Below are 20,706 nucleotides of genomic sequence, written 5' to 3'. Positions count from 1 at the left end.
GGTGGAAACCGCCCAGGCCGACGCTACCGAAGCGTCGGCCTTTTCGTATGGCGCGACCCTCGGCGGGGAGGGCTCGGAGATTCGACTGGCTCACCTTGCCACGGGCGGAGTGGCCGGCACCTCACTCCCTCTCAGGATCGTTCGGCGGTTGCGCCCCGGAGATGCTCGATAAGTGCGCGGAAGGCCGGTGAGGTCTGGCGAGCACCAGGATAGTAGAGACTGAAGCCCGGCAAATCCGGCAGCCAGGCTTCGAGCACCGGTAGCAGGCGACCCGCGGCGATGTCGTCGGCGACCTGACTGCTGAAAACGTAGGCGAGACCCAGGCCGTCGAGCGCCGCCATCCTGATCGCCTCGCCGTCGTTCAGGACCAGCACCGTTTCAGGCCGGAACCTGATCCACTGGCCATTTTTCCCCAGCGTCCATCGATGCAGCCGGGAGCTTGCGAACCTGTAGCCCAGGCAGCGGTGCTGCTTGAGATCCTCCGGGGTTTGTGGTGCGCCGTGGGCGCGAAGATAGTCGGGCGCGCCGACGATGGAGATCGGCGACGCCTTGGTGAGTGGAAGCGCGACCATGTCCTTCGCCACCAGGTTGCCGAAGCGGATCCCCCCGTCGAACCCGTCGGCCACCGGATCGTTGAGGCCGTCGTCGATCGACAGATCGAGATGAATTCCGCGATGGCGGTCGAGGAAGTCGCCGAGAATTGGCCGTAGCACTTCGTCGTAGCAAACCCGGGTCATGGTCAGCCGGACGGTGCCGGAGATCGTCTCACGCATGTTCTGCAGCATCGACAGCTCGTCGCTGATGCTGCCGAGCGCCGGCACCAGCGTCCCGAGCAGGCGCTTTCCCGCCTCGGTGGGAGCGACGCTGCGCGTGGTCCTGGCGAGAAGCGCCACGCCGAGTCTCTGTTCGAGCTGGCCTACGGCATAGCTGATCGCGGACTGCGAAAGCCCGAGTTCGGCCGCGGCTGCGGTGAAGCTTCTGTGGCGCGCCACGGTCTCGAACACGGCGAGATCGCGCAGGATGATGCGATCCATTCATCCATCTCATTCATAAGTTCATGCAAATTCTACTATCTAGTCTCTGAACCGGTCATCGCTTATCTTCCGAAGCGACCTCCCGCGGCGGTTTCGCAGGACCAGCCACAAAGGAAAAAAGCATGATACGCAAACTCGCAGCGCTCAGCCTTGCGGCCATGACGCTATCCGGACCGGCGCTGGCCGATGCGAAGAACGTCGTGCTGGTGCATGGGGCAACGATGGACGGCTCCGGCTGGCGTGACGTTCATGATCTGCTCAAGCGCCAGGGGCTGTCGGTCAGCGTGGTGCAGCTGCCGCATACCAGTTTCGAGGATGACGTGGCCGCGACCCGCTTGATCCTCGCGCAGCAGGATGGCCCGACGGTGCTGGTCGGCCACAGCTACGGGGGTGCTGTGATCACCGAGGCCGGCTTCGACGAGCGGGTCGGGGCGCTGGTCTATGTCGCGGCGTTCCAGCCCGACGCGGGTGAGACCTTGGCATCGCTGACCGAGCGCTATCCGATGACCTTCGAAACCAAGCTGCTCGACGAGCAGCATTTCGTCCCCGACCCCGCAAACTATCACCAGGCTCTGGCGGCCGACCTGCCGGAGGAGCTGACCGACTTCATGTCGGCTTCTTCGAAGCCGATGACGTTCGAGCCCTTCTCGGTGGAGTTCACCCGCGCGGCCTGGCGTGAGAAGCCGAGCTTCCAGATCGTGACGACGCAGGACCGGGTTCTCGATCCCGAGCTATTGCGCTGGATGTATGCGCGCTCGGGTGGGGAAACGGTCGAGATCGAGGCGAGCCACATGGTCTACATCTCCCGGCCGCAGGAGGTGGCGGAGGTGATCCTCGATGCCGTGGCGGCGGTTTTGGACTAGAAAGAGCGGGGAAGCGGTAGAAGGATGCACCATTGCCGGTGGTTTACGCCCTTGGTCGATATCTCGACCAAAGTCGGCAGCGAACTTTGGGCTAATCGCCCAGGATGCGTTAGGGGCGGGCACGGGACTCGCCCGGAAAGCGTATCGACCGGGGAGTGGTGCATGGAACAATACAACGAACGATACCGCCGCATATTGGGTGATCCGCGCTTCGATGAGCTGGTCAGAAAACGAGGGCGCTTCTCGGCGATACTCAGTGCGCTGATGCTTAGTCTCTACTTGCTCTTCATCCTGCTGATCGCCTTCGCTCCTCATCTGCTGGGCACGCCGCTCGGGCGCGATACGGTGATTACCTGGGGCGTTCCCGTGGGAATCGGGCTGATCTTGATCGCGATCATCCTGACCGGTGTCTACGTGCGCAGGGCCAATGGCGAGTTCGATCGCTTGACCGCCGAGCTGTTGGCGGAGGTGAAATGATGAAACGCCAAAGCATCGCGCTCGGCGCGCTTCTCGCATCGCTTCCCGCCGCCGCCTTGGCCCAGAGCGGTGAAGCGGGGATCACCGGGGTCAACGTGCCGGCGATCATCCTGTTCTTGGTCTTCGTTGCCGCGACCCTTTACATCACTTGGTGGGCTTCCAAGCGCAGCAGCACCGCGAGCGACTATTACGCCGCCGGGGGCAAGATCACCGGGTTCCAGAACGGCCTGGCGATCTCCGGGGATTTCATGTCGGCGGCCTCCTTCCTGGGTATTTCGGCGCTGGTGTTCACCTCAGGCTACGATGGGCTGATCTACTCGATGGGATTTTTGGTCGGCTGGCCGATGATCATGTTCCTGATCGCCGAGCGGCTCAGGAACCTCGGGCGATATACCTTCGCCGACGTAGCCTCCTATCGGCTCAACCAGCGCCAGGTCAAGGTGCTTTCCGCCTTCGGGTCGCTTGCGGTGGTGGCGCTCTATCTGATTGCCCAGGTGGTCGGGGCGGGCAAGCTGATCCAGCTGTTGTTCGGCCTCAACTACCATGTCGCGGTGGTGCTGGTCGGGGTGCTGATGGTCTGCTACGTGCTGTTCGGTGGCATGCTGGCGACCACCTGGGTGCAGATGATCAAGGCGGTGATCCTGCTGTTCGGCGCCACCTTCATGGCGCTGATGGTGCTCTACCACGTCGGTTTCAGCCCCGAGCGGCTGTTTCGCGAGGCGATCGCGGTGCATCCCAGCGGCGAGGCGATCATGAGCCCGGGAGGATTGGTGTCCGATCCGATTTCGGCGATCTCGCTGGGGCTTGCGTTGATGTTCGGCACCGCGGGCCTGCCGCATATCCTGATGCGCTTCTTCACCGTGAATGATGCCAAGGAGGCGCGTAAGAGCGTATTCGTCGCGACCGGCTTCATCGGCTACTTCTACATCCTCACCTTCATCATCGGCTTCGGTGCGATCCTGCTGGTCAGTACCAATCCCACCTTCCATGACGCCAATGGCGCAGTGATCGGCGGCACCAACATGGTCGCGGTGCACCTTGCCGAGGCCGTCGGCGGTAGCCTGTTCCTCGGCTTCATCTCGGCGGTGGCCTTCGCCACCATCCTCGCGGTGGTCGCAGGGCTGGCGCTGGCGGGGGCGTCGGCGATCTCCCACGATCTCTACGCCGGGGCGATCAAAGGCGGCAACGTCGATGAACGTGTCGAGGTGGGGATCGCCAAGGTCACCGTGGTGGTGCTGGGCGTGGTCGCGATCCTGCTGGGTATCGCCTTCGAGAACCAGAACATCGCCTTCATGGTCGGGCTGGCGTTCTCCATCGCCGCAAGCTGCAATTTCCCGGTACTGCTGCTGTCGATGTATTGGCGCCGGCTGACCACCCGAGGCGCGGTGTGGGGTGGTGGACTCGGATTGGCCACCGCTATCGCGCTGATGATCCTCGGCCCGACCATCTGGGTGTCGATCCTCGGCAACGCCGAGCCGATCTATCCCTACGACTATCCGGCGCTGTTCTCGATGATCGTCGCCTTCACCGGGATCTGGCTGTTCTCGGTCACCGATCGTAGCGAGGCGGGCGCGCGCGACCGGTCGAGATTCGACGATCAGTTCGTCCGTTCCCAGACCGGGCTTGGCGCGAGCGGGCGAATGATCCACTGACACCGTCGTGCCGTCGCCGTGATACGGCCCATCGAAGCTTCGATGGGTCGGTGCCGATGGTGCGCGGGTAAGGCACTCTCAGCGCGGGCGCGTTCCGCCATCGATATCGCTCGCCGCGGCTCGCCGGTCGCGGCTTGGCGGAAGGCCGAAGCAGGCGCGATAGCAGCGCGAGAAGTAAGAGGAGGAGGTGAAACCGCAGGCGATCGCGACCTCCAGCACGCTCGCCCCCCCTTCGCGTAGTAACTGCCGCGCCCTTTGCATCCGCAGCTCGAGGTGGAACAGCGTCGGCGTCTTGGCGAGCTGGTGCTTGAACAGGCGCTCGAGCTGGCGCACCGAAATGCCGTGGCGTCGCGCCAGGTCCGCGGTATCCAAGGGCGTGTCGCAGCACCGCTCGAGCTCTTCGACGATTGAGACCAGGCGAGGATTGGTGATGCCGTAGCGCATGGCGGTGCGGGTTCGCTGATGATCCTGTCGGCTGCGGATCCGGCCCAGCACGAACTGTTCGGACACCTCGAGCGCAAGCGCATGGTCCTGGTGAGTGGCGATCAGCGCGAGCATCAGATCGAGTGCCGAGGTACCTCCCGCACAGGTGATGCGCTGGCGGTCTATCTGATAGAGCGCTTGGCTGACCTGGACGCGTGGGTAGCGCTCTTCGAATGCCGGGATCGTTTCCCAGTGCAGCGTAGCCTGATGGCCATCGAGCAGGCCCGCTTCGGCGAGCATGAAGCTTCCGGTATCGACGCCTCCCAGCACGGCGCCGCTTCGGGCCCATCGATGCAAGAGCCGCTTGAGCGCTGGCGAATAAGCATCCAGCGGTTCGAAACCCGAGACGATGAAGAGAATCGCTCCGCTCGAGGGCGGGCCGGTGGCATCGATCTCCCCGATACCTGCTTCGACGTTGAGCGAGAGCCCGCTGCTCGCGGTCACCGGCGCGCCGTCGAGGCTGCGCAGGCGCCAGCGATAGCTGCCCGGGCGGAAGCGGTTGGCGACGCGAAACGGTTCGATCGCGCAGGTGAAGCCGAGCATCGAGAAGCCGGGCAGGAGCAGGAATTCGAGTCCGACCGTCATGGCATTACCGGCTCCGGCGAGAGGTGGGCGTGCTGCTGGGTTCGATGTCGACGGATTGAAACTCGGTGTCGGAGGATTGCAATCGCGCGCTCGGCAAGGTCCATAGACTGTCTGGGACCAGCCAGGCGCAAGCTGGCGCCGAGCCGATCCCAGGAGATGGCAATGAACCGCGATGTGATCGTCACCTGCGCGCTTACCGGCGCCGGCGACACGACCCAGCGAAATCCCGATGTTCCCGTCACGCCCAGGCAGATCGCCAAGCAAGCGATCGAGGCCACCAGGGCGGGAGCGACCATCGTCCACGCGCACGTTCGCGATCCCGAAAGCGGTGCGCCGAGCCGCGATCCCGAGCTCTATCGCGAGGTGGTCGAGCGAATCCGAGAAAGCGACGAGCAGGTGGTGATCAACCTCACCGCTGGCATGGGCGGGGATCTCGAGATCGGGCCCGACGAGGAGCCGATGCTGTTCGGTCCCGGCACCGATTTGGTCGGGCCGCTGGCCCGTCTTCGCCACGTCGCGCAACTGCTTCCCGATATCTGCACGCTGGACTGCGGCACGCTCAATTTCGGCGATGGTAATTCGATCTATGTCTCCACGCCAGCGCAGCTGCGCGCCGGGGCGCGGCGGATAACCGAGCTGAGCGTGAAGGCCGAGCTCGAGATCTTCGATACCGGACACCTGTGGTTCGCCAAACAGATGCTCGCCGAGGGGCTTCTGGACGCGCCGCTGTTCCAGCTGTGCCTCGGCATTCCCTGGGGGGCGCCCGCCGATACCACAACGATGAAGGCCATGGTCGACAACCTGCCGCCGGGAGCGCAGTGGGCAGGGTTCGGGATTGGCCGCATGCAGATGCCGATGGCCGCGCAGTCGATGCTGCTGGGAGGCCACGTGCGCGTAGGGCTCGAGGACAACCTCTGGCTCGACCGCGGGGTGCCGGCCACCAACGCGGCGCTGGTGCAGCGGGTCGGCGAGATCATCGCCCGCTTGGGAGGGCGGGTACTGACACCGGCCGAAGGGCGCGAGCGCCTCGGCCTCTCTCCACGCTGATCCAGGAGCCTATCGATGTCACCGAGGCAGAACAACACCCCCGTTGAGATCGAGGTCTTCGCCGCGGTAGGCACGGGAGTGATCGGTTCGGGATGGATCGTTCGCGCCCTGACCCACGGGCTGGACGTACTGGTATGGGACCCCGCCGCAGGCGCCGAAGCCGCGCTGAGGCAGCGTATCGATGCCGTTTGGCCAACGCTCGAGGCCAATGGCATCGATGCGACGGCGTCGCGTGACCGGCTGCGTTTCACTCAGAGCCTCGAGGAGTGCGCCGCGAGCGCCGACTTCATTCAGGAGAGCGCGCCGGAGCGCCTCGAGCTCAAGCGCGAGCTCCACGCCAGGTTGAGCGCCAGCGCCGATCCCACTACCTTGATCAGCTCCTCGACCTCGGGACTGCTGCCGAGCGAGTTCTATCGCGATGCCCGGCATCCAGAGCGCTGCCTGGTCGGGCACCCGTTCAATCCGGTCTACCTGCTGCCCCTGGTCGAGGTGGTCGGCGGTGAGCGGACCAGCGATGAGAGCCGCCAGCGCGCGGCGGCGTTCTATCGCCGCCTGGGCATGCGCCCGCTGCAGGTGAGGAAGGAAGTCCCGGGGTTCATCGCCGATCGCCTGCTGGAGGCGCTGTGGCGCGAAGGGCTCCACCTGATCAACGATGGCGTCGCCACCAGCGGCGAGATCGACGACGCGATTCGCTTCGGCGCGGGGCTGCGTTGGTCGTTCATGGGGACCTTCCTGACCTATACGCTGGCCGGAGGCGATGCCGGCATGCGCCATTTCATGGCCCAGTTCGGTCCCGCGCTCAAGCTTCCCTGGAGCTACCTCGAAGCGCCGGAGCTCAGCGAGACGCTGATCGACCGGGTGGTCGACGGCACCTCGGCGCAGCTGGGCGCCAAGAGCATCGGCGAGCTCGAGCGGTTTCGCGACGACGCTCTGATCGCAGTCCAGGAGGCGCTCGAGCGCACGCGCCGCGCCCACGGCATCGAGGAGACGCTGTGACTCGCCCCTGGAGTGCGCCTTGCTACGTCGGTGAAGTCGATCAGGCCTGGGTGGACTACAACGGCCATATGCGCGACGCCTTCTATCTGCTGCCGATGAGCATGGCGAGCGATGAAATGATGAATCGGATTGGCCTGGATGAGCGTGGACGCAGCCTGCTCGGCCATACGCTCTATACCCTCGAGGCGCATCTTCACTTTCTCGCCGAGGCCAGGCTCGGCGCGCGAATCGAAGTCGGCAGCCGGCTGGTCGAGCACGACGCCAAGCGGTTGAGGCTCTGCCATCTGATGTACCTGGGAGCCGAGCGCAGGCTCTGCGCGGCGAGCGAACAGCTGTTGATCAACATCGATGTGGCGAGCGGACGCTCAACGCCCTTCGCTGATCGCGTCGTCGCGCGGATCGACCACGGCATCGACGCGGCTGAGGCGCTTGAATGGCGGCAGTGGGCCGGGCAGCGGATCGCACTGAAGAAGTGATTCGAGGGGCTGTCGAATGCACCGCCCATCGGCCGAGCCGATGGGCGGTGGGGGTGGGCCGGGCGTCAGTCGCGGTAGGCGTCGATCGGTGCGCAGCTGCAGACCAGGTTACGATCGCCGAACACGTTGTCGACCCGGTTCACCGCCGGCCAGAACTTGGCCATGCGCGTTGCGGCCGAGGGGAAGCAGGCGGTGTCGCGCGAATAGGGGTGGGACCATTCGCCGGACAGGTCGCGCTGCGTGTGCGGGGCATTGACCAAGGGGTTGTCGTCGCGCGGCCATTCACCGCTCTCGACCCGGGAGATCTCCTCGCGGATCGCGATCATCGCGTCGCAGAAGCGATCGAGCTCGTAGCGCGACTCCGACTCGGTCGGCTCGATCATCAGCGTGCCGGCGACCGGGAACGACATGGTCGGTGCGTGGAAACCGTAGTCGATCAGACGCTTGGCGATATCCTCCTCGCTGACACCGCTGATCGCCTTGAGCGGGCGAACATCGATGATGCACTCATGCGCCACACGCCCCGACTCGCCCTTGTAGAGCACCTCGAAATGACCGTCGAGCCGCTTGGCGATGTAGTTCGCGTTGAGGATCGCAAGCTCGGTCGCTTCGCGCAGGCCGCGCGCGCCCATCATCTTGATGTAGGCCCATGAGATCGGCAGGATCGAGGCGCTGCCGTAGGCCGCCGCGGAGACCGCGTGGCTGTCGGGCTCGATGCCCTCGAGCGGGGTCACCGCGTGGTTCGGCAGGTAGGGCGCGAGGTGCGCCTTCACGCCGATCGGCCCCATCCCAGGGCCGCCGCCGCCGTGGGGGATGCAGAAGGTCTTGTGCAGGTTGAGATGCGAGACGTCGCCGCCGAAGTCACCGGGGCGACAGAGCCCGACCTGGGCGTTCATGTTGGCGCCGTCGATGTAGACCTGGCCGCCCTGGGCATGGACGATCTCGCATGCCTCGCGCACCCTCGCCTCGAACACCCCGTGGGTGGAAGGGTAGGTGAGCATGATCGCCGAGAGCCGCTCGGCGTGTTGCTCGGCCTTGGCCCGCAGATCGTCGATGTCGATGTTGCCGAGGCTGTCGCACTCGACCACCACCACCTTCATCTGCGCCATCGCCGCCGAAGCCGGGTTGGTGCCGTGCGCCGAGCTCGGGATCAGGCAGACGTCGCGATGCCCCTGGTCCTGGGCCGCCTGGTAGCGTCGGATCGCCACCAGCCCCGCGTACTCGCCCTGGGCGCCGGAATTGGGCTGCATCGACAGCGCATCGTAGCCGGTCACCTCGAGCAGCGCGTGGGAAAGCTCGTCGATCAGCTGCAGGTAGCCGCTGACCTGGTCGCGCGGGGCGAACGGGTGGATGTCGGCGAACTCGGGCCAGGTCACCGGGATCATCTCGGTGGTGGCGTTGAGCTTCATCGTGCACGAGCCGAGCGGGATCATCGCATGGGCCAGCGACAGGTCCTTGTTCTCCAGCCGTTTCAGGTAGCGCAGCATCTCGGTTTCGCTGCGATAGCGCTTGAAAGTCGGGTGGGTGAGGAACTCGCTCTGGCGCAGCGCCTGGATGGGCAGGCCATGGCCATCGCGATGCAGGCGGTCGAGCTCGGCGACGCCGAGGCCGTGCTCTGCTCCGAGCAGCACGTCGAACAGCGCCTGGAGATCCTGTGCGGTGGTGGTCTCGTCGAGGCTGATCCCGATCCTTCGGTCCTCGCGATAGCGCAGGTTGATCCCGGCGGCGAGCGCGCGGCCGCGCACCGCTTCGACCTCGAGCCCTTCGACGGTGAGGGTATCGAAGTAGTGGCGGTTGACCCGGGTGACGCCCTTGGCGGCGAGGCCCTCGGCGAGCAGGTGGGTGAGCCGGTGAATGCGGCTGGCGATCCGGGTGATGCCTTCCGCTCCATGATAGACCGCATAGAAGCCGGCGAGGTTGGCCAGCAGCGCCTGGGCGGTGCAGATGTTCGAGGTCGCCTTTTCGCGGCGGATGTGCTGCTCGCGAGTCTGCATCGCCATGCGCAGCGCCTGGTTGCCCTGGCTGTCGCGGGAGACCCCGATCACTCGGCCGGGAATCGAGCGCTTGAGCGCGTCGCTGACCGCGAAGTAGGCGGCGTGAGGGCCGCCAAAGCCCATCGGCACGCCGAAGCGCTGGGAGTTGCCGAGCACCACATCGGCCTTGAATCGTCCCGGCGCCTCGAGCAGCGCAAGGCTCATCAGGTCGGCGCTCACGCAGGCCATCGCCTCCTGGGCATGAGCGAGTTCGATCAGCGCGCGCAGGTCGTGGATCTCGCCCTGTTCGGCGGGGTAGCCGAACAGGGCGCCGAACACCTGGTGCTCCTGGATCCGCTCGGGACGATCGATGATTAGCTCGAAGCCCAGATAGGCAGCGCGGGTGCGCAGCACATCGAGGGTCTGCGGCAGCAGGTCCGAGGCGGCGAAGAAGGCGTTGCAGCTCCTGGCTTTCTTGTTCGCCCGTGCGCACAGCGCCATCGCTTCGGCGGCGGCGGTGGCTTCGTCGAGCAGCGAGGCGTTGGCCAGCTCCATGCCGGTGAAGTCGATGATCACCTGCTGGAAGTTGAGCAGCGCCTCGAGCCGGCCCTGGCTGATTTCCGGCTGGTAGGGCGTGTAGGCAGTGTACCAACCCGGGTTCTCGAGCACATTGCGAGTGATCACCGCCGGCATCAGGGTGTCGTAGTAGCCCATCCCGATGTAGCTCTTGAACACTTTGTTGCGCTTGGCCAGGCTCTTCAAGTAGCTGAGCGTCTCGCGCTCGCCCTTGGGTGCTTCGAGCGCGAGTTCGCGGCCGAGACGGATGTCGGCCGGGATGGTCTTGTCGAGCAGTCCGGCAAAATCGTGCTCACCGAGCACCGCGAGCATCGCAGCGACGTCTTCGCTGCGTGGGCCATTGTGGCGGGAGATGAAATCGTCGTGAGCGGCCAGATCAGCCAGCGCCCGAGTGTCGAGAGCCATGAAGTTACCTGCGACGGAATGTAAGGAAAAGGGCGGCCTCCGCGCCGTTGGGGCGGAGGCCGTGCCAACGGCTTACTGCGCGTCCAGCAGGCGCGCGTAGCCTTCGGCGTCGAGCAGTTGTTCGAGCGCCTCGGCATCGGTGAGGCGCAGCTTGAGCAGCCACGCATCGGCATAGGGGTGCTCGTTGACGCTCTCGGGGGCGTCTTCGAGTTCGGCATTGACTTCGATCACTTCGCCGGCGACCGGCGCATAGAGATCGGAGGCGGCCTTGACCGACTCGATCACGCCGAACTCGTCACCGGCGGCGAGACTGCGGCCGATCTCGGGAAGTTCGACGAAGACCACGTCGCCGAGGGCCTCCTGGGCGTGGTCGGTGATGCCGATGGTGACGGTGCCATCGCCATTGTCGAGCACCCATTCATGGCTTTCGGCGTAGCGCAGCTGCTGGGGGATCTCGCTCATCGCTTATTTCCTATGAGAAACTTTTCTTGGTTGAAGAAACTCGTCGCATTATGCCGCAAACCCTCTCCATCGACTAGCGTCGCAGGGTGACTTCGAGGAGTGCGGCCAATTCTCTTCGCCGGTGCCCGGTGGGCATCTCCACGCGGGATGGGAGCTGGGTTCGCTGCCGATCGACCGTGCCCGACACTGCCAGAGTGTGGTCTGTGCCGCGATCTGTCCAGTGGCCGATGAAGCGACGCGGCGGCGGCTCGGGCACGGTGTGTGATGAGCGATAAAAGTTTCCGATAGGAAATTTTTGCCCGGCGATATTCTCCACGCCCCGTGCTCGGGCTAACCTGTCGTTTTCATAGCGCCGCAGGGTGGCGTCCTTCTCATCCATCCGTCCGGAGATTCCTCCATGTGTAGCCTCAAGCGCACGCCGCTTTACTCCCTTCATGCCGAATACGGCGCCAAGTTCGTGCCGTTCGCCGGCTACGAAATGCCGGTGCAGTACGCGCTGGGGGTCAAGCGCGAGCACGAACACACCCGCGCCGCCTGCGGGCTGTTCGACGTCTCCCACATGGGTCAGGTGCTGCTGCGCGGACGCGACGCGGCGCAGTCGCTGGAAGCGCTGGCGCCGGGAGACTTCATCGACCTCGAGCAGGGCGCCCAGCGCTACTCGTTCTTCACCAACCCGGAGGGCGGCCTTTATGACGACTTTATGACCGTCAATGCGGGGGACCACCTCTACCTGGTGGTCAACGCGGCTTGCAAGGACCAGGACATCGCGCTTTTGCGCATCGGTCTCGATCCGAGCGTCGATGTCGTGGCGCTCGACGATCGCGCGCTGCTCGCCCTGCAGGGGCCGCAGGCCCAGGCGGTGATGGAGAGAATCTGCCCCGAAGCCAACCGCCTGCTGTTCATGCAGCACGCGCGCTTCGACGTCGAGGGTGAAACCCTGTGGATCAGCCGCTCGGGCTATACCGGTGAGGACGGCTTCGAGATCTCGCTGCCGGCGGCCTACGCCGAGGCGTTCGCGCGCCGCCTGCTGGGCGAGCCTGAGGTCGAGCTGGTCGGCCTGGGCGCGCGGGATTCGCTGCGCCTCGAGGCGGGCCTGTGCCTTTACGGTCACGATATCGACGAGCACACCGATCCGGTGTCGGCCTCGCTGGTCTGGGCATTGGCCAAGTGCCGTCGCCAGGGCGGCGAACGCGAAGGCGGCTTCCCCGGTGCGGACGTGATCCTGCCGCGGTTGGCCGCGCGCGACGAGCTCGAGCGCCGGGTGGGGCTGCTTGGAGAGGGGCGTGCGCCGATACGCGAGGGCACCACGCTGTTCGACGGCGAAGGGCGCGAGGTAGGCAGGGTCACCTCGGGTACCTTCGGCCCCACCGTCGGGCAGCCGGTGGCGATGGGCTATGTGCGGGCACAGGCAGCGGCGCTCGGCACCAAGCTCTATGCCGAGGTGCGTGGCAAGCGGCTACCGATGGAGGTGGTCAAGCTGCCGTTCGTACCGGCTCGCTACCATCGCGGCTGATTCAGCCGGCGGGATGGCGGATCGCTCTGAAGGTGAGGTTGATCCGCAGTCCCGCGCCTTTCCTGGGTGGCAGCGCATGCTGCAGTGCCCGCTGCACTCCGGGGCCCATCACCAGCAGGGCGCCGTGTTCTAGGCTCAGGCCGAATGGCTCGCCCGCGGTACCGGGGCGGGGTCTGAAGCGCATCACCCGGGCGGCGCCGAGGCTCAGCGAGACGATCAGCGGATCGAAGCCGAGCTCGGGCTCGTCGTCGCTGTGCCAGCCCATTCGCTGGTCGCCATTCTGATAGCGGTTGATCAGCACGCTGTCCAGCGGCGCTGGCACCGGCCAGCCCAGCGAAGCGGCCAGCGCCTTGGCCTGCGCGTCGACGCGTTGGCACAGCTCGGCGAGGTCCGCGCGCCACGGTGAGGGGATGAAGAGCGTGCGCGAGTAGCGATAGCGCCGATCGGGGGCGCCCATCCATACCTGGCTGCGGGGGATGGGGTGGCGCTTGCCGAACAGGGTGATGTCGGGCCGCTGCCAGTCGAGTTCCTCGTCGAGCGAGCGCAGCAGCCGCAGAGTGCTGCGCTCATCGAACGGGTTACGTCGATACCACAAGGCATGGACCGGGTGGACACGCTGCCAGCTTTCGATCGTCACGGCCGGCTCAGAACCAGCCGGGGAAGGAGCTATCGATGGCGAGGATGCCGAGCCGTGCGATGGCGAAGCCGATCAAGGCGCCGGCGGCGACATCGGTAAGATAGTGGAGGCCGAGGATCACCCGCGAGAGGATCACCGTCACCGAGAAGGGAATCACCACTACCAATAGCGCCGGCACGTAGTAGGCGACCAGGGTAGTGAACATCACCGCATGCAGGGTGTGGCCGCTTGGAAAGCTGTAGCGGTCGAGCGGCGGCATCGTGCACGGGATGATGTCGAAGGAGATGTAGGGCCGTTCACGACACAGTTGGTTCTTCAGCAGGCGATAGAGCAGGCCGCCAAAGGCCGCGCAGAGTCCCCAGCTCACGGCCAGCAGCCAGCCCCGCGCACCGAGGAACAGCGGCACGCTGAAGCACAGCACGACCCAGGCGGGGTAGTCGCCGAGCCGGCTGGCGACACGAAACAGCCAGAGCAGCGGCCGATAGGCACCGAGCCGGGCGATGCGATTGCAGGCTCGCCACTCGATCATGTCGAGGCGCTTAAACAGCGGATAGATCTTTTCGCGCATCCCCCACCTCCTGTGCCTGATGCAGATGTCCTATGAAGGTCTCGGCGATTCGCTCCCAGCCGAGGGAAGAGACCCGTGCGCTGGCGGCGCGGCCCTGGGCCCGGACTCGCTCGGTGTCGGCGGCGAGCTCGGTGGCCGCGGCGACGAAACCGGCGGGATTATTGCACGCCACGGTGACACCTTCACGACCGCGCTCGATCAGCTCACCGGCCGCCGCATAGTCGAAGGCGAGCGTGGCCAGGCCGCTGGCCATCGCCTCGGTGACGACGTTGCCGAAGGTTTCCGAAAGCGAAGGGAAGAGAAACAGGTCGGCACTGGCGTAATGTCTGGCCAGCGCCTGATCGCGCAGGAATCCTGCGAAGTGAACCCACGGCAGGCGACGCTCGGCCTCCTTGCGCAGCGGCCCATCGCCGACGATCACCGCGATCTGGTCAGGATTGGCCGCGCGCATCGCCTCGAGCGCCTCGATCAGCAAGGTGACGTTCTTCTCCACCGCCAGGCGCCCGACGTGCAGCGCCACGCAGTCGTCGTCGCCGGCACCCCAGGTCTTGCGCAGCGCCAGATCGCGAAAACGCGGTGAAAAGCGCGCTGGATCCAGGCCGCGTCCCATCACCTTCACGTTGCGATAGCCCGCCTTGGTCATGCGCTCGGCCTGGGCGCTGGTCGGCACCAGGGTGATCTGGGTACGGTTGTGGAAGCGCTTGAGGAAGGTGCGTACGAAGGGCCGTACGATGCGCAGCAGGATGTAGTGCTGACTGTAGTGGTCGAAATTGGTATGGAAGCCACTGACCACCGGAATGCCGAGCCGGCGGGCGACGCGCAGCGCGATCAGGCCAAGCGGCCCTTCGGTGGCGATGTAGATCACGTCCGGGCGATGCGTACGCCAGTGATCGCGCAGCCGCCGGGGGCTGGTGATACCCATCTGCACGCCATCGTAGTCGAGCACCGGCAGCGCTTTGACCTGGAGCTCCGCTTCCATCGCCGGATCACGGCCGCCATCCTCGGGACGAGGGCGTACCAGCTGCATCGGATAGCCGCGAGCGCCGAGCTGAGCGACCAGCTGCCCGAGCGTATGGGTGACGCCGTTGATCTCGGGTTGCCAAGTCTCACTGACGAAGGCGACCCGGCAGGGCACCTGCTCGACCGACCCCCTGGAGAGGGGATCGATACCGGCGGCGGAACCGACGCCATGGCTGAGTTGGAACGAAGAGGTCACGACCTGATCACCTCAGCAGTCGTCGCGGATCGACCGGCTTGCCCGCGTTGCGCACGTCGAACAGCAACTCAGCTCTCTGGGTCGATGGATCACGGGCCAAGCGACAAACCGGGGTGCCGGGCGCGACCTGGGCACCAACGCTAACTTCAAGACTCGCGCATTGAGCATAGACCGTCTGTAGATCGTTCGCATGGTGAATGATCACCACCCGGCCGAGCTGGCGCATCTCCTCGGCGAAGCGGACGGTGCCGGGATAGACCGCCTTGGCATCCAGGTCGGAGCCCGCGGTGAGCAGCATCGGCTGGAGCGAGCCGCGTCCGTCGGCGCCGAACTCACGGCTGACCTGGGCGTCGCGCAGCGGCCAAGGCCAATTGCCTACGCCCCGCGGCAGCGGTGCGGCGGGCGCGGCCCGGCTGGCGGCGATCGCCCGCTGGCGGTTGATGTCGACGCCGCCGGAGGAGGTGGTGGTGCGAGGAATCGAGATCAACCGGCCGACCGGCAACTGGCTGGGGGAGAGCCCGGGGTTGGCCTGCTGGATCGCGCCGGCGCTGGTGGAGAAGAGGTTCGCAAGCGCAGTGAAGGTGTCGCCCGCACGGACGCGATATTGATAGCTGCCGCTGCCGGGGGCGCGCTCCTCTCCATCGGGCAGGCGCAGGCGCTGTCCAACCTCCAGGCGGTCCGGAGAGATCGTCGGGTTGAAGCGTTGCACCCTCAAAAGCGGCACGCCCGCGCGATTGGCGATGCCGTGCAGCGTATCGCCCCGTTGCACTACGTACCAGCCACCACCGCTGCCGGCGCTACCGCCGCCGCTGCTGGCACAACCGGCGATCAGCACGACCAGCAGCAGGGTCAGCCAATACCCGAGATGCGGGAGCGCGACGCGAGCAGGTGATCCTTTTCCTGCCAAAGCGAGTTGATCCATGCTTGGAAGCGTTTCCTGTAGTGCTCGTCGTTGAGATAGTCACCGTGGCGCGTCCACTCGGGCAGCGCTCGCTGCTGGATGTGAAGCTCGATCGGTGGGGTGCGCCCGCAAAGAAAGTCCCAGAAGCCGACCCGTAGAGGCTCCCCTTGCCTCGTACGATAGACCAGCGTGGCATCGAGGACGCCGGCAAGTCGGTCACCGAGCAGCGCGGCCACCTGGGCGCAGCCACCCGCCCGGGGTTTGAGCAGGTGGGCATGGGGGCTTCGCTGGGCGTCATGCTTGGCCCGGGTGAAGCGAGTGCCTTCGGCGAAGACGTAGAACGTCGTCGGAGAGCGCTGGGCGAGCTCGCACATCCTTTGCATCTGTCGCAGGTCTCGCTCGGAAGCGTCCCGGCTGCGGCGCAGCAGTGGGAACTCCATCGCCCAGAATGCAAGGCCAACGATGGGGAGCCAGCGCAGCTCGCGCTTGACCAGAAAGCGCGGCGGTGAAAGCCGTCGGCACAGCGCGTGCTGGAGCACGAAGATATCGGTCCAGCTGCGATGGTTGCTGATCACCAGCCACCAGGCGTCGATCGAGACTCCCGCTGGAATCGTCGCCTCGATCCGCGGGTTGAGCCACCAGCGTATCCAGACGAGGTTGGTCGAGAGCCAGCGCTGAGCGGTTTCATCGAGGCCGTGGGTGACCGCCCGGCGCAGCGCGGGGCTCAATGCCAGCGGCTTCGCCGCCGCGAGCAGGCACAGCGGCACGCCCCAGAAGAGGGTGGTGAGGCACAGAAGAAGCGCACTGACCGCGCCCCTCAAGGGCGCGGTCAGGCGGTCGATGCGCGGCATGGGCGCGAAAAGGCTGTGCTGATCATGGCGCGATTGTCGCACAGTCGGCAGGCCGCGGGCGAGCGGGCCTGGCGTCGTCGCTGGCGCGGCAATCGCTTGCAACGGCCGCTCAGGCCGCGGCGAAGTCGCGATCGGCCTGCGCCAGCAGCGCACGCAGTTGCGCCTCGAGCTTTGGTGCGCAGCAGATCAGGTCCTCGCCATGCAGTTCGGCGGGAATGCCTGCCGGCACCGGGCCGAGATGGCCGATCAAGGCACCGGCCTCTGCGGCGATCAGCCGACCGGCGGCGAAGTCCCAGGGCGAGACGCTTTCGTAGTAGGCGTCAAGGCGGCCACAGGCGACACCGCACAGATCCAGCGCCGCCGAGCCGTTGCGCCGCACGTCGCGTCCGGCGTCGAGTACGCGCGCAAGGCGTGCCACCTGCTTAGCCCTGTCTGCGCGGGTATAGGAAAAACCGGTGGCGATGAGTGCTTCATCGAAGGCGTCGGCGGAGCTGGCAGCGATCGGTGCGCCGTTGAGCCATGCCCCTCGGCCGCGGATTGCGCTGAAGGTTTCATCGAGGAAGGGCGCGTGGACCACGCCGAGCTGGATCTCGCCATCCAGCGCCCAGGCGATCGACACCGCGACGTGGTGGTGGCCGTGGGCGAAGTTCACCGTGCCGTCGATGGGGTCGACGATCCAAAGCGCCGCCTCGAGATCGACCTGGCGGGAGTCCGGGGTCAGCTCCTCGGTCAGTCGGCTCTCATTGGGGAAGCGTTGGTCGAGCGCCGCGGCGATCTGCCGGTCGACCGCCACATCGGTGTCGGTGACGAGCTCCACGCCGCGTTTGAGGCTCTTGGCGAAGCTTGCCTCGCGGCGGGCGGCGACGATCGTTTCGCCGGCCTGGCGGGCGAGGGCGAGGGTGAAGTCGAGACGCTCTTCGAGCCTCAATGATGATGACATGCAAACTCTCCGGGGGTCAGCGTTTGACGGGGCGTTTCTGCAGCTTGCGTTGCAGGGTGCGGCGATGCATGCCGAGGCTGCGCGCTGTGGCCGAGATGTTGCCGTCGTGTTCATGGAGCACGCGTTGGATGTGTTCCCAGGTCAGGCGATTGACCGAGGGCGGGTGCTCGGCGATCTCGGTGTCCGGATCCGGGGAGGTGTGGTGCAGCGCGTGCAGTACCTCGTCGGCATCCACCGGCTTGCACAGGTAGTTGGTGGCACCGAGCTTGATCGCCTCGACCGCGGTCGAGATGCTCGAGTATCCGGTCAGAATCACCGCCTTGCAGTTCGGGTTGATCGAGAGCAGTTCGGGCAGCAGCTTGAGCCCCGAGCTCTCTTCGAGCTTCAAGTCGACGGTGGCATAGTCCGGGGCGTGTCGATGGGCGAGCTGCATCGCGTCGGTGGCGGTCTGGGCGACCATCACCTCGAAACCGCGGCGCTTCATCGCTCGCTCCATTACTTGGCAGAAGAGTTCGTCGTCGTCGACGATCAGAAAGGTGATCGGCTGATCCATGGCGCTCGTTCTCTTGTCGTGACCGGCGCAGGCCGGTCTTCCCGCGAAAGTAGCGTGCTTTCCGGGGCCCTTGGAAAAAGCCGGAACGGATGGGGGCGCCCGCGAACTCGGTTCGCAGCTTCCGCCTTCCGCCTTCCGGCCGTCTGGCCCGTTTCGTCTACGCTCGTTTTTGTTTTCCCGGACAGGTCCAGGGTGGGGTCGTGCGCATTTTCGTGCGCGTATTGCGGACCCAACCTACTGGATGCCACCGGCGATGGGCAGGCTCACCTCTGTGAGGGTGCCGCCTCCGTGGTGATTGTACAGGCTCACGCCGCCGCCAAAACGATCGAGGGTCGAGTGGGTCAGAAACAGTCCGATCCCCATGCCCTTGGACTTGGTCGAAACGAAGGTCTCGCCGAGTTGGTCGGCGATCTCCAGCGGTACGCCAGGGCCGTAGTCGCGAATCTCGAAGTACACCCGCTCGTCGTCCCAGTAGAGGCGCAGCTCGATGTTGTCGGGATTGGCGTCGGCGGCATTGTTGAGCAGGTTCATCACCGCTTGGTCGAGCGTGGTGTCGACCTCGATCTGCGGTGGCCGCCCTTTTTCCACCTCGAAGTGGTAGCTGACGTCATGGCGCATCACCAGCCAGCGGTTTATCACTGCTCCGAACCAGGCCGCGGCATCGAGTTGCTCGATGCCGTCGGCCTTGCGTTCGGCGCTGGCGGCGAGCGCGCGCAGATGCGCCTTGCAGGTCTCGACCTGGCGCTTGATCAGGTCGATGTCCTGCAGCAGGGCGGGGTGCTCCTTGAGCTCCGCGCGCATCTCGCTGAGCACCACCGCAATGGTCGACAGCGGAGTACCGAGTTCATGGGCCGTGCCCGCCGCCTGGCTGGCTACCGCGATCACCTGCTCGTTGCGCAGTGCGGCTTCGCGGGTACGCGACAGCGTCAGGTCGCGTCGGCGCAGCGCCAGCGCCATCTTCGAGATGAAGAAGGTCACCAGCACCGTGCAGAGCAGGAAGTTGAGGCCCATGCCGATGATATGCAGGTTGAACGGCAGCCCGCGCACCTCGCGGGAGAGCTCCGGTACCGGCAGATAGAAGAACATCAACAGCAGGTAGGCGAGCACCGCGACGCTTGCGATCAGCAGGGCATCGCGCCAGCGCAGGGTGGCGGCGGCGATGGTGACCGGCACCAGCAGGTAGGTGACGACTGGGTTGGTCGCACCGCCGGTGAGATAGAACACCAGGGTGAGGCCCGCGATCTCGATCAGCAGGTGGTAGGTGTACTCGCGCGCGGTGACTGGACGATTGCGGCCCAGGCGCCACCAGGTGGCGACATTGAACGCCGCCATCGAGAGAATCGTCGAGATCACCAGCAGTACGTCGAGCTTGAAGTCCAACAGTTCGATCCCGGTGATCACCGCGATCAAAAAGCCCGTCCAGGTGATCCCGCGCATGATCGTCAGGCGAATCAGGTTCTGGCTCGGTGTCGACAGTGACAGCGGGGGCTGGGTGGGATCCATGGATACCGCTCAAACCGGAAAAGGGACCGCTATCTTAACGGCTAGTCACGTTGGTTGCATTGTCGCGTCGGGTTGGCTCGAGCGCCTTGGACGATGGCCCGGAGGAGAGCGGCCACGACTGGAAACGAGCACGGGCCACCGATCGATCGATGGCCCGTGCTTGGGGAAGAAGCGCGCCGCGGGGCGCGAGGGTCAAGCTACTTTCTGCTGCGGGAAGTTGCGCTCGTGGGCTTCACGGGCACGACGCAGTCGCATGCGCTGGTCTTCCTTGAGCATCACTTCATGGGCGCTTTGCATGGCAGTGGCCTCGCATCGGGTGAGGAGGGGCGATTCGAATGCAAGGTCATGTTAGACCAAAGTCTAGTTGTTGTAAATTTACTACATATCGAAAAAGGCGGTTTTTCCTCCTGTCGCGTTCAGAGTCCCAGCAGCGTGATCAAGCTGGCATAGAAACTTTCTTGATCGAGTGGGTCGCGACGGCTCGAAAGGCGCCCCGAGGCCTTGAGGCTGGCGATCTCCCACGCGCCCGCGGCGGTGCGTACCAGCAGCAGCGCCTGTTCTTCGGTGCCGGCGCGAATCACCCGCTGCTCGCCGACGAACAGGGTTGGATCGAGGGTCACCGTCAGGCTGCCGGCATGGACCCGGAACTGTTCGATCGGCACCGCTTGCTCTTCGCTGCTGAGCTCGACGGTGAGTTCGGCGGCGGCGGTGGAGTGGGCGAGCCTCGAGGCGTTGATCTCATCGAGCCAGCTACCGAGGCGCGCATAGAGCCGATGTACGGCCAGTACCCACTGGCGCGCTGCCTCGAGCTCGCGACGGTCGAGTTTCTCCTCCTGTTCGATGAGTCGGCGTGCCCTTTCGATCAAATAGTCACGTGTTGCGCTCACGGTGTCCGCCCAAGCGATGTGCTGGTCAAGAGGAGTTGGCGGTGCCCTGGGGAGGGCGCCGCCGCGGTGTTTCGAAACGAGTGTCCGAACGATGTACCGACAAGCGCG

21 protein-coding genes are annotated in these 20,706 nt (G+C 65.5%); 7 read left to right on the top strand and 14 right to left on the bottom strand.

Translation table 11 applies throughout. The annotated features are described in order from the left end of the window. Positions 1 to 131: 131 nt before the first annotated feature. Positions 132 to 1,034: a LysR family transcriptional regulator gene (locus A5892_RS12995; protein ID WP_064123168.1), complete on the bottom strand. Its 903-nt coding sequence runs from the start codon at positions 1,032 to 1,034 to the stop codon at positions 132 to 134. Positions 1,035 to 1,156: 122 nt separating this feature from the next. Here A5892_RS12995 and A5892_RS12990 point away from each other — a divergent pair, with 122 nt between their 5' ends. From A5892_RS12990 to A5892_RS12980, 3 genes are all read left to right on the top strand, one after another. Further along, positions 1,157 to 1,897: an alpha/beta fold hydrolase gene (locus tag A5892_RS12990; RefSeq protein WP_064123167.1), complete on the top strand. Its 741-nt coding sequence runs from the start codon at positions 1,157 to 1,159 to the stop codon at positions 1,895 to 1,897. Positions 1,898 to 2,059: 162 nt separating this feature from the next. Then, entirely contained in the window at positions 2,060 to 2,374 is a 315-nt protein-coding gene (locus tag A5892_RS12985; RefSeq protein ID WP_064123166.1) for a DUF485 domain-containing protein, read from the top strand. Beyond that, positions 2,374 to 4,026: a cation acetate symporter gene (locus tag A5892_RS12980; RefSeq protein ID WP_064123165.1), complete on the top strand. Its 1,653-nt coding sequence runs from the start codon at positions 2,374 to 2,376 to the stop codon at positions 4,024 to 4,026. The genes A5892_RS12985 and A5892_RS12980 overlap by 1 nt, the downstream gene beginning before the upstream one ends. A 78-nt stretch (positions 4,027 to 4,104) precedes the next feature. Here A5892_RS12980 and A5892_RS12975 read toward each other — a convergent pair whose 3' ends face one another. Continuing rightward, positions 4,105 to 5,094 (bottom strand): GlxA family transcriptional regulator, encoded by a 990-nt coding sequence (locus tag A5892_RS12975; protein WP_064123164.1) that lies wholly within the window; start codon positions 5,092 to 5,094, stop codon positions 4,105 to 4,107. A 162-nt stretch (positions 5,095 to 5,256) separates the two neighbouring features. On the opposite strand from A5892_RS12975, the gene A5892_RS12970 reads away from it, so the two are divergent. From A5892_RS12970 to A5892_RS12960, 3 genes are read left to right on the top strand one after another with little or no spacing between them, the layout of a single operon-like run. Next, positions 5,257 to 6,141 carry a 3-keto-5-aminohexanoate cleavage protein gene (locus A5892_RS12970; RefSeq protein WP_064123163.1) on the top strand — a complete coding sequence of 295 codons (885 nt, stop codon included), beginning with the start codon at positions 5,257 to 5,259 and terminating at the stop codon, positions 6,139 to 6,141. A 15-nt stretch (positions 6,142 to 6,156) separates the two neighbouring features. After that, complete coding sequence (locus A5892_RS12965) at positions 6,157 to 7,137, top strand: L-carnitine dehydrogenase (protein ID WP_064123162.1); 981 nt, start codon at positions 6,157 to 6,159, stop codon at positions 7,135 to 7,137. Next, a complete protein-coding gene (locus A5892_RS12960) occupies positions 7,134 to 7,613 on the top strand; it encodes a thioesterase family protein (protein WP_064123161.1) in 480 nt (159 codons plus the stop codon). The genes A5892_RS12965 and A5892_RS12960 overlap by 4 nt, the downstream gene beginning before the upstream one ends. A gap of 65 nt (positions 7,614 to 7,678) precedes the next feature. On the opposite strand, the gene gcvP is transcribed toward A5892_RS12960, so the two are convergent. The 3 genes from gcvP to A5892_RS20285 form a co-directional block, all read right to left on the bottom strand. Then, the gene (gcvP, locus tag A5892_RS12955) at positions 7,679 to 10,567 is read right to left on the bottom strand and encodes an aminomethyl-transferring glycine dehydrogenase (protein WP_064123160.1); all 2,889 of its coding nucleotides are present in this window, start codon (positions 10,565 to 10,567) and stop codon (positions 7,679 to 7,681) included. Positions 10,568 to 10,639: 72 nt separating this feature from the next. Next, the gene (gene gcvH / locus A5892_RS12950; RefSeq protein WP_064123159.1) at positions 10,640 to 11,029 is read right to left on the bottom strand and encodes a glycine cleavage system protein GcvH; all 390 of its coding nucleotides are present in this window, start codon (positions 11,027 to 11,029) and stop codon (positions 10,640 to 10,642) included. Positions 11,030 to 11,102: 73 nt separating this feature from the next. Beyond that, on the bottom strand, positions 11,103 to 11,408 hold the full coding sequence (locus A5892_RS20285) for a hypothetical protein (protein ID WP_150123545.1): 306 nt from the start codon (positions 11,406 to 11,408) through the stop codon (positions 11,103 to 11,105). Between the two features lie 18 nt (positions 11,409 to 11,426). Here A5892_RS20285 and gcvT point away from each other — a divergent pair, with 18 nt between their 5' ends. Next, on the top strand, positions 11,427 to 12,542 hold the full coding sequence (gcvT, locus tag A5892_RS12945; RefSeq protein WP_064123158.1) for a glycine cleavage system aminomethyltransferase GcvT: 1,116 nt from the start codon (positions 11,427 to 11,429) through the stop codon (positions 12,540 to 12,542). A gap of 1 nt (position 12,543) precedes the next feature. Here gcvT and A5892_RS12940 read toward each other — a convergent pair whose 3' ends face one another. The 9 genes from A5892_RS12940 to A5892_RS12900 form a co-directional block, all read right to left on the bottom strand. Continuing rightward, on the bottom strand, positions 12,544 to 13,179 hold the full coding sequence (locus A5892_RS12940; protein ID WP_064123157.1) for an alpha-ketoglutarate-dependent dioxygenase AlkB family protein: 636 nt from the start codon (positions 13,177 to 13,179) through the stop codon (positions 12,544 to 12,546). A gap of 7 nt (positions 13,180 to 13,186) precedes the next feature. Beyond that, positions 13,187 to 13,747 (bottom strand): phosphatase PAP2 family protein, encoded by a 561-nt coding sequence (locus A5892_RS12935; protein WP_064123156.1) that lies wholly within the window; start codon positions 13,745 to 13,747, stop codon positions 13,187 to 13,189. Next, entirely contained in the window at positions 13,719 to 14,963 is a 1,245-nt protein-coding gene (locus A5892_RS12930) for a glycosyltransferase family 4 protein (RefSeq protein ID WP_223302660.1), read from the bottom strand. The genes A5892_RS12935 and A5892_RS12930 overlap by 29 nt, the downstream gene beginning before the upstream one ends. A 7-nt stretch (positions 14,964 to 14,970) precedes the next feature. Further along, positions 14,971 to 15,885 (bottom strand): M23 family metallopeptidase, encoded by a 915-nt coding sequence (locus tag A5892_RS12925; protein WP_082890449.1) that lies wholly within the window; start codon positions 15,883 to 15,885, stop codon positions 14,971 to 14,973. Next, positions 15,813 to 16,715, bottom strand: a complete 903-nt coding sequence (locus A5892_RS12920; protein WP_064124492.1) for an acetyltransferase — start codon at positions 16,713 to 16,715, stop codon at positions 15,813 to 15,815. Before A5892_RS12920 ends, A5892_RS12925 begins: the two co-directional genes overlap by 73 nt. Before the next feature lie 109 nt (positions 16,716 to 16,824). Further along, positions 16,825 to 17,655, bottom strand: coding sequence for an inositol monophosphatase family protein (locus tag A5892_RS12915; protein WP_064123155.1), 831 nt, complete (start codon positions 17,653 to 17,655; stop codon positions 16,825 to 16,827). Positions 17,656 to 17,671: 16 nt separating this feature from the next. After that, a complete protein-coding gene (locus A5892_RS12910; protein WP_064123154.1) occupies positions 17,672 to 18,208 on the bottom strand; it encodes a response regulator transcription factor in 537 nt (178 codons plus the stop codon). A 234-nt stretch (positions 18,209 to 18,442) separates the two neighbouring features. After that, positions 18,443 to 19,711: an ATP-binding protein gene (locus A5892_RS12905; RefSeq protein ID WP_064123153.1), complete on the bottom strand. Its 1,269-nt coding sequence runs from the start codon at positions 19,709 to 19,711 to the stop codon at positions 18,443 to 18,445. Between the two features lie 416 nt (positions 19,712 to 20,127). Next, positions 20,128 to 20,598: a hypothetical protein gene (locus A5892_RS12900; protein WP_150123543.1), complete on the bottom strand. Its 471-nt coding sequence runs from the start codon at positions 20,596 to 20,598 to the stop codon at positions 20,128 to 20,130. Positions 20,599 to 20,706: the final 108 nt, after the last annotated feature.

Source organism: Halotalea alkalilenta, from assembly GCF_001648175.1.
GTDB classification, from domain to species: Bacteria; Pseudomonadota; Gammaproteobacteria; order Pseudomonadales; family Halomonadaceae; genus Halotalea; species Halotalea alkalilenta_A.
The sequence above is the reverse complement of the archived record's forward strand: the minus strand, read 5'-3'. Positions and strand labels throughout refer to the sequence as shown.

Excerpts from the sequence above, each read along its gene's own strand:
- A5892_RS12915 (WP_064123155.1), bottom strand. The coding sequence starts at position 17,655 with ATGTCATCATCATTGAGGCTCGAAGAGCGTCTCGACTTCACCCTCGCC.
- A5892_RS12980 (WP_064123165.1), top strand. The coding sequence starts at position 2,374 with ATGAAACGCCAAAGCATCGCGCTCGGCGCGCTTCTCGCATCGCTTCCC.
- A5892_RS12995 (WP_064123168.1), bottom strand. The coding sequence starts at position 1,034 with ATGGATCGCATCATCCTGCGCGATCTCGCCGTGTTCGAGACCGTGGCG.
- gcvH (WP_064123159.1), bottom strand. The coding sequence starts at position 11,029 with ATGAGCGAGATCCCCCAGCAGCTGCGCTACGCCGAAAGCCATGAATGG.
- A5892_RS12970 (WP_064123163.1), top strand. The coding sequence starts at position 5,257 with ATGAACCGCGATGTGATCGTCACCTGCGCGCTTACCGGCGCCGGCGAC.
- A5892_RS12935 (WP_064123156.1), bottom strand. The coding sequence starts at position 13,747 with ATGCGCGAAAAGATCTATCCGCTGTTTAAGCGCCTCGACATGATCGAG.
- gcvT (WP_064123158.1), top strand. The coding sequence starts at position 11,427 with ATGTGTAGCCTCAAGCGCACGCCGCTTTACTCCCTTCATGCCGAATAC.
- A5892_RS12925 (WP_082890449.1), bottom strand. The coding sequence starts at position 15,885 with ATGGATCAACTCGCTTTGGCAGGAAAAGGATCACCTGCTCGCGTCGCG.
- A5892_RS12905 (WP_064123153.1), bottom strand. The coding sequence starts at position 19,711 with ATGGATCCCACCCAGCCCCCGCTGTCACTGTCGACACCGAGCCAGAAC.
- A5892_RS12990 (WP_064123167.1), top strand. The coding sequence starts at position 1,157 with ATGATACGCAAACTCGCAGCGCTCAGCCTTGCGGCCATGACGCTATCC.
- A5892_RS12975 (WP_064123164.1), bottom strand. The coding sequence starts at position 5,094 with ATGACGGTCGGACTCGAATTCCTGCTCCTGCCCGGCTTCTCGATGCTC.
- A5892_RS12910 (WP_064123154.1), bottom strand. The coding sequence starts at position 18,208 with ATGGATCAGCCGATCACCTTTCTGATCGTCGACGACGACGAACTCTTC.
- A5892_RS20285 (WP_150123545.1), bottom strand. The coding sequence starts at position 11,408 with ATGGATGAGAAGGACGCCACCCTGCGGCGCTATGAAAACGACAGGTTA.
- A5892_RS12965 (WP_064123162.1), top strand. The coding sequence starts at position 6,157 with ATGTCACCGAGGCAGAACAACACCCCCGTTGAGATCGAGGTCTTCGCC.
- A5892_RS12985 (WP_064123166.1), top strand. The coding sequence starts at position 2,060 with ATGGAACAATACAACGAACGATACCGCCGCATATTGGGTGATCCGCGC.
- gcvP (WP_064123160.1), bottom strand. The coding sequence starts at position 10,567 with ATGGCTCTCGACACTCGGGCGCTGGCTGATCTGGCCGCTCACGACGAT.
- A5892_RS12920 (WP_064124492.1), bottom strand. The coding sequence starts at position 16,715 with ATGCCGCGCATCGACCGCCTGACCGCGCCCTTGAGGGGCGCGGTCAGT.